Origin of the sequence: Alistipes sp. (genome assembly GCF_020026455.1) — a bacterium.
In the GTDB taxonomy this organism is placed as follows: domain Bacteria; phylum Bacteroidota; class Bacteroidia; order Bacteroidales; family Rikenellaceae; genus Alistipes.
In genome coordinates this window covers 67,218-74,703 of sequence record NZ_JAHHQJ010000017.1, presented here as the reverse complement: position 1 = coordinate 74,703, position 7,486 = coordinate 67,218, and the positions used below count along the sequence as shown (strand labels likewise).

Genomic DNA, 7,486 nt, shown 5'->3' with positions numbered 1-7,486 from the left:
CGCGGGTCCGAGTCCCGTTTTCCGCTCTTCGAAGGCGAGTGATAATCAAAGGATTGTCCCTCGCTTTTCTTTTTGTCGTATGCCGTGCCCCGTCTGCCGTCTGCCGTCTGCTGCCTGCCGTCTGCTGCCTGCTGCCTGCCGTCTGTCGTCTGCCGTGTGCCGTCTCCCGTCTCCCGTCCGTCGTCTGCCGTGTGCTGTCTGTCGCGATGGAGTGCGACGGATAAGCGCGCTATTGACTTGGGGACAAACCGAACGGCTGCGAGCCACAGGCGAAGGGCGATCGGGCCATGGCCTGCGGTGCCGCTTTTCCCGCGACTCATGGTCATGAATCGGCATGATGCAAAATACTCCGTCAGTATGGAGGCTGACGGAGTTGAAGATTGGATGCTGACGGAGCCTGCAGCCGACACGATAAGGTCGGGATGCTTCGGCCCGTTCAGGGCATCCTATCGGGAGGGCTGTTCCGGGTGCTTGCTGAAAATGGCCTTGATCCGCTCCATGTCGAACTTGGAAGATCGGTCGTAGTAATAGATGCCGTTCTGTTCCTGCTCCACATCCGTGAGTTGGGTGTAGCAATAGCCCCATACCTGCCCGGCAAGCGAGAGCAGGGCATCTACCTGACCTTCGAGCCGAGTGTAGAACTCTTCGAGCGTGCGGGGTGCCTGTCCGTAACCCCACGATTCGGTCTGGGAGTCCATGCCCTGCTTCTCCTGGTCCTTCACCCACTTGATGCCGCCGAACTCATCGACCAGATAGGGGCACGAGCCGTCGTACTGCGGCCAGGTGTAGTTTGCGGTCGCCTTCACCTCGTTGAATCCGATGTTGCGCGTCTGATCGCGGGTTGTCTGCGGCTGGAGATGGAAGAAGGTGCCGTCGTTGAAGATGACCTCTTTCAGCCGGGCCGGGTTCTGCTCGTAATTATGAACGGCCCAGATATCGGTCCTGGCGGTGATTCCGCCGCTGACGGTATTGACCGGGCGTGTCGGGTCGAGACGCTTCGTCAGATCGTAGACGTCGGAGACGAAGCGCGGGAACTGCGTGTTGTCGGGCCACCACTCCTCGTTCATCGGCGTCCACGTCAGCAGCGAGGGATGGTTCCGGTCGCGGACCACGCACTCGGCCCACTCGGAGAGGAAGTTGCGGGCCGCGTCCACATCGTTGGCGTCCATTCCCCAACTGGGGCTTTCGCCCCAGGTGATGTAGCCGAGCTTGTCGGCCCAGTAATAGTAGCGCTCCTCGAAAACCTTCTGATGCAGGCGTGCGCCGTTGAATCCGGCGGCCAGCCCCAGTTCGATATCGCGGCGCAGGGCGTCGTCCGACGGGGCGGTCCAGATGCCGTCGGGGTAGAATCCCTGGTCGAGCACCAGCCGCTGGTAACAGGGCTTGTTGTTGAGATAGATCTTGTTGCCTTCGATGTGGACCTTGCGCATTCCGACATAGGATTTCACTGCGTCGATCAGCCGCCCGTCGGGGGTGACTACCTCGTAGGTCAGGTCGTAGAGGAACGGGTCTTCGGGACTCCAGAGCCGGGCCTTTTTGACCGGGATGACGACGACACTGCTGTTCGATGCCCGAACCTGCCGTGTGCCGATGACCTTGCCGCCGTCCCGAAGGGTTACCCGGAGCGTGTTCGGACTTTCCCGGAAGAACTGCGGGGCGATGATCAGCTGCTGCTGGTCGATGTCGGTCGTCATTTGGACGCGCGCAAGGGCTTCGGGCGCCACAGCCTCCATCCATACCGTCTGCCAGATGCCCGTCGTGCGGGTGTAGTCGCAATGGTGCGAATCGTATTGCAGCGACTGTTTGCCGGCGGTCTGCGTGCCGCTGCGCAGGTCGCTCGTAGCGAGGACGACCAGGCTGTGGCTGCCGCCCGGCTTCACGAATGGGGTGATGTCGTAGGAGAACGACGTGCTACCCCCGAAGTGGCGTCCGACGAAGCGGCCGTCGACATACACCTCGGAGGTGTAGTACACGGCTCCGAAATGGAGGATCACGTTGCGATCCGACCAGTCTGCCGGGATGTCAATCGCCCGCTGATACCAGATCCGGTTGATGAAGTCCGTGTGGCCGACGCCCGAGAGTTTGCTCTCCGGGGCGAACGGCACGATGATTTTGCCATCGAATCCCTTCGAGGCGGCGTATCCGCGCTCCAGACCGCTTGCGCCGAAATCGAACGTGTAGGTCCATGCGCCGTTGAGGTTGATCCAGTCCGTCCGCTCGAACTGCGGACGGGGATATTCCGGACGGGGAACTTGCGAAAACAGACACACGGCCTGAAGCAGGAAAAAGAGGGTGATTGCGGTTTTTTTCATGGTAGTTTTGTCGTTGGGTTATTTGTTTTCGGGCAACTTTATTCCGATACGATGTCGAAGCGCTCGAATGTTCCGCGCGATGCGTTAGACGGCGGCAGCATGCTGCAAAGGAGCTGCTGAATGTGCGCATGTTTCATGGCTTCGTTTGAGGATTTGTTGTGCCGAAGTTACAAATTTTTTTTCAAAATGCGGACGTTTGCCATTGCCCCCCCCCTCGTCCTTTTTTCGGGACTGTCCGGCAAGTGAGAGCAGGGCGATTCCGTAGTTCGGATCGTCGCCCGGTTGTCCCTGCCGGATGTCGAGGACGGAGGCCTGCCCGGAGGCGGACGTCGGAAAATCCGGAGGCTGCTGCGGGATGGAGGCGTTTTTGTGCTATCTTTACGGATAAAAAGCATAGGGTTATGGAACGGGAGAATGTCTTTCACATCAAAAACATGGTTTGCAACCGCTGCATTCTGGTTGTCACCCGTCTGCTCGAAAAAGCGGGTTTCACGCCCCTCGAAGTCGGATTGGGAACGGCCGTCGTGCGGGAGACCCCCGGGCGGGAGGAGCGGGAGGCGTTCCGCACGCTGCTCGAAGCCTATGGGTTCGAACTGCTCGACGACAGCCGGATGCGCCTCATCGAGCAGATCCGGACGGCTGTGATCGAATTGGTGCATTACAGCGAAGATGCCCCGAAAGTCAACCTGTCGGACTTCCTGCGCGAGCGCTTCCACCGTGATTACAGTGCGTTGAGCAAGCTCTTTTCGGAGGTCAACGGCATCAGCATCGAAAAATACTGCCTTGCCCAGCGGATCGAGCGGGCCAAGGAACTGCTGGCCTACGGTGAGTTGACCGTCGGCGAGATCGCCGACAAACTCCGTTATTCGAGCGTGGCGCATTTCAGCGCCCAGTTCCGCGCCCAGACCGGGATGTCGCCCAGTGCGTTCCGCCGTCTGAAGGGATGCGGACTGAAACCTTTGGATGAGGTATAAATCATATCCATAATTCTGTAACACCCGGAGCGGGTCGGGGTCTTACCTTTGTACTCATGGAAAAGAGTAAGATCATCACGAATACATTCCCGGTCGCAGGCATGAGTTGCGCCTCGTGTGCCGTCCGGGTCGATAAGACGCTCAACAACCTGCCGGGCGTCGTGTCTGCGCATGTGAACTACGCTTCCGCCACGGTGCAGGTGGCCTATAGCCCGGAGGAGTGCTCTCCGGAGGAGCTGAAGCGGGCCGTGCAGGCGGCCGGCTACGACCTGCGGACCGACGCGGAAGGCCCTGCCGAGGATGAGGCGGAGCGCGCCCGTGCGGCGCACTACTGGGAGCTGAAACGGCGGACGTTGTGGGCCGTGGGGCTTTGTCTCCCGATCGTTGCCGGAGGCATGCTGTTCATGGACTCTCCGGCCGTGAAATATGCCCTGTGGGTGCTCTCCACCCCGGTTGTTTTCGGCCTGGGACGGGGCTTCTTCGTCAATGCCTGGAACCAGCTTCGCCACATGTCGGCCAACATGGATACGCTGGTTGCCGTCAGCACCGGAATTGCCTATCTGTTCAGCCTTTTCAACCTGTTTTTTCCGGAATTCTGGCTGTCGCGAGGCATCGAGCCGCACGTCTATTTCGAGTCGGCGGCCGTCATCGTCGCCTTCATCCTGCTGGGACGCCTGCTCGAGGAGCGGGCGAAGCGCGGCACGACGACGGCCATCGCGAAACTGATGGGCCTGCAGCCGAAAACCGTCACGGTGATTACCCCCTCGGGCGAACGCTCCGTGCCCGTTGCCGAGCTCCGCCGGGGAGACCTGGTTGCCGTGCATCCCGGCGAACGCATCGCCGTGGACGGCACGGTGACCGAGGGCGCGTCCTATGTCGACGAGAGCATGCTCAGCGGGGAGCCGCTCCCCGTCTGCAAGCAGGAGGGTGCGGCGGTGTTCGCCGGAACGATGAACGGCAACGGAGCGTTCCGTTTCCGGGCCGACAAGGTGGGCCGGGACACGGTGCTGGCCCGAATCATCCGCATGGTCCGGGATGCACAGGGGAGCAAGGCCCCCGTGCAGCGGATCGTCGACCGGATTGCCGGCCTGTTCGTCCCCGCCATCCTCCTCCTTGCCGTGCTGACCTTTGCGGTGTGGATGTTCCTTGCTCCGGAGGAGGGCTTCACCCGCGGGCTGCTGGCGATGGTGACCGTGCTGATTATCGCATGCCCCTGTGCCCTGGGGCTGGCGACGCCCACGGCCCTCATGGTCGGGATCGGCAAGGGTGCCGAAGCGGGCATTCTCGTCAAGGACGCCGCGAGCCTGGAGGTGGCCCGCAAGGTCGACACCGTGGTGCTGGACAAGACCGGGACCCTCACCGAAGGCCGCCCGTCGGTTGTCGACGCGGCGTGGACCGAGGGGGCGGAGACGGCGCGGCGGATTCTGTTCAGCCTTGAAAAACGCTCGGGGCATCCGCTTTCGCAGGCCGTCGTCGAATCGCTCGGCGGGGAGCGGGAGGTTCCCGTGACCGAATTTGAAAGTCTTCCCGGACTGGGAGTCCGGGGTGTTGCGGAGGGCCGGACCTGGTATGCCGGGAACGACGCGCTGCTGGCCCGTTGTGGCATCGTGCCCGATGCCCGCCTGCGACAGCTGGCCGAAGGATGGGTGCGGGAGGCGAAGACCGTGATTTGGCTTGCCGACGGCGAGCGGGTCCACGCCGTGCTGGCCCTTGCCGATGCACTGAAACCCTCGTCGGCCGAGGCCGTTGCCCGGCTGCATGCATTGGGAATCACGGTCTGGATGCTGACGGGCGACAACGTTGGGTCGGCGCACGAAACGGCCCGGAAAGTCGCCATCACCCGTTTTCGGGCGGGAGTCCTGCCGCACGAAAAGGCCGAATTCATCCGGCAGCTGCAGTCCGAAGGGCGGACGGTGGCGATGGCCGGCGACGGAATCAACGACAGTGCGGCGCTCGCGCAGGCCGATTTGAGCGTCGCCATGGGTCGGGGAAGCGACATTGCGATGGATACCTCGATGGTGACGATCCTCGCGTCCGACCTCCGGAAAATTCCGGAGATGATCCGGCTGTCGCACCTTACCGTGCGGACGATTCGCCAGAACCTCTTCTGGGCCTTCATCTACAATCTTGTCGCCATTCCCGTTGCGGCCGGGGCGCTCTATCCCCTGTGGGGTTTTCTGCTCGATCCGATGATCGGCGGGGCGGCCATGGCCCTGAGCAGCGTGAGCGTCGTGACCAACAGCCTGCGGCTGAAGCGCCGGCGGATCGGCGGGGAGAGAGTGTGTGACGAACCTGTTAAAACCGAAAAAAATATGAAAAAGGAATTTATCGTGGAAGGCATGATGTGCCATCATTGCCGGGCGCATGTGGAGCAAGCGCTGAATGCCCTGGAGGGTGTGAAGGCTGTCGTGACGCTGGATCCTCCGGTGGCTGTCGTGGAGTTCTCTGGGCCGGAAATCGGCCTCGGGGAGTTGCAGAAGGCCGTTGCGGAGCGGGCCGGGGAGTACACCCTGCGGGAGCGGTAGGGACAGCCGGCGCCCCTGCCCGGGCGGGGCGGCAGCGTGTCGGGATGCATCTTTTCGACAAATGTCCGGCTGAAAACGCGCTTTAGCACCAACTTTGCTGTCGGATCGGGTAAAAGATGCTGATGGAGACTCTTTCCCGATGGATCGGCGGCGTGAACGACGTGCTGTGGACCTATGTGCTGATTGCGGCGCTCTTGGGGTGTGCCGTGTGGTTTACCCTGCGCACGCGGGGCGTGCAGTTCCGCCTGCTGGGCGAAATGGTGCGCGTGTTGGGCGAGTCGGCCGGAAAGGGGACGCAGGGCGAACGCCATGTCTCGTCGTTCCAGGCCTTCGCCGTGTCGCTGGCGAGCCGTGTCGGTACGGGCAATCTGGCGGGGGTCGCCACGGCCATCGTCGTCGGGGGCCCCGGTGCGGTCTTCTGGATGTGGGTCATCGCCCTTGCGGGTGCGGCGAGCGCTTTCGTCGAGTCGACCCTCGCGCAGCTCTACAAACGCCGCGGCCGGGACTCTTTCATCGGCGGCCCGGCCTACTACATGGAACGCGGCCTCGGTCGGAGGTGGATGGGCGTGCTGTTCGCCGTGCTGATCTCCGTGACCTTCGGATTTGCCTTCAACTCGGTGCAGAGCAACACGATCTGCGCCGCGTGGGAGGGGGCTTTCGGCTCCGATCCCGTGTGGGTGGGCGTCGCGCTCACGGCGCTGACGCTGCTGGTCATCTTCGGAGGCATACGGCGCATCGCGCGTGTCAGCGGCGTGATCGTCCCGATCATGGCGCTGGGATATGTCGTGCTGGCGCTGGGTGTCGTGCTGTTCAACCTCGGACGGCTGCCCGAGGTGCTGGAGCTGATCCTCGCCGACGCTTTCGGCTGGAAGCAGACGCTGGGCGGCGCAGTCGGCGCGGCGCTGATGCAGGGCATCAAGCGGGGACTCTTCAGCAACGAGGCCGGCATGGGTTCGGCCCCGAATGTCGCCGCCACGGCCCATGTTTCGCACCCCGTGAAGCAGGGACTTATCCAGACCCTCGGGGTCTTCACCGATACGCTCGTCATCTGCTCCTGCACGGCCTTCATCATCCTGTTCGGGGGCGTTCCCGATCCCTCGCTCAACGGCATCCAACTGACACAGGCGGCTCTGGTGAGCGAGATCGGTCCTGCGGGCGGGCCTTTCGTCGCCGTGGCGATCTTTCTGTTCGCCTTTTCGTCGATCATCGGCAATTACTACTACGGCGAGGCCAACATCCGTTTCATCACTCCGCGCCCGTGGGTGCTGATGCTCTACCGGCTGCTGGCGGGCGCAATGGTGCTGTTCGGAGCCTTGGCGACACTCGATCTGGTGTGGAGTCTGGCCGATGTGACGATGGCGCTGATGACGCTGTGCAATCTGGTGGCGATCGTATTGCTGGGGCGTCAGGCCCTGCTGCTACTGGACGACTATAAGGCCCAGAAACGACAGGGGATCAAGGATCCGGTCTTCACGAAGGACCGGATTCCCGAATTGAAGGACAAGGCCGAATGCTGGTAGCGCCCTGCACCCGCCGCTTCACGCTTCACCTGCCGCCGCACCTGCTGCACCCGCCGCCGCATCCGCCGCTTTACGCTTCTCCCGCTGCCCTGCTTCGCCACTTTACACTGCACCTGCTGCACCTGCTGCACCCGCCGCCGCACCCGCCGCTTCAC

The 7,486-nt window shown here is 62.6% G+C and carries 4 protein-coding genes; 3 read left to right on the top strand and 1 reads right to left on the bottom strand.

Features of this window, described 5'->3' with window-relative positions; genetic code table 11:
* Window positions 1-446: 446 nt before the first annotated feature.
* Entirely contained in the window at window positions 447-2,312 is a 1,866-nt protein-coding gene (locus QZ460_RS09440) for a glycoside hydrolase family 2 protein (RefSeq protein ID WP_290541329.1), read from the bottom strand.
* A gap of 401 nt (window positions 2,313-2,713) precedes the next feature.
* Here QZ460_RS09440 and QZ460_RS09435 point away from each other — a divergent pair, with 401 nt between their 5' ends.
* The 3 genes from QZ460_RS09435 to QZ460_RS09425 all read left to right on the top strand — a co-directional run bounded on the left by QZ460_RS09435 (window position 2,714) and on the right by QZ460_RS09425 (window position 7,331).
* On the top strand, window positions 2,714-3,286 hold the full coding sequence (locus tag QZ460_RS09435) for an AraC family transcriptional regulator (protein WP_290541328.1): 573 nt from the start codon (window positions 2,714-2,716) through the stop codon (window positions 3,284-3,286).
* A gap of 56 nt (window positions 3,287-3,342) precedes the next feature.
* Complete coding sequence (locus QZ460_RS09430) at window positions 3,343-5,811, top strand: heavy metal translocating P-type ATPase (RefSeq protein ID WP_290541327.1); 2,469 nt, start codon at window positions 3,343-3,345, stop codon at window positions 5,809-5,811.
* A gap of 122 nt (window positions 5,812-5,933) precedes the next feature.
* A complete protein-coding gene (locus QZ460_RS09425) occupies window positions 5,934-7,331 on the top strand; it encodes a sodium:alanine symporter family protein (RefSeq protein ID WP_290541326.1) in 1,398 nt (465 codons plus the stop codon).
* Window positions 7,332-7,486 lie beyond the last annotated feature (155 nt).

Coding starts and splice junctions, on each gene's coding strand:
- QZ460_RS09440 (WP_290541329.1), bottom strand. CDS start 2,312: ATGAAAAAAACCGCAATCACCCTCTTTTTCCTGCTTCAGGCCGTGTGT.
- QZ460_RS09435 (WP_290541328.1), top strand. CDS start 2,714: ATGGAACGGGAGAATGTCTTTCACATCAAAAACATGGTTTGCAACCGC.
- QZ460_RS09430 (WP_290541327.1), top strand. CDS start 3,343: ATGGAAAAGAGTAAGATCATCACGAATACATTCCCGGTCGCAGGCATG.
- QZ460_RS09425 (WP_290541326.1), top strand. CDS start 5,934: ATGGAGACTCTTTCCCGATGGATCGGCGGCGTGAACGACGTGCTGTGG.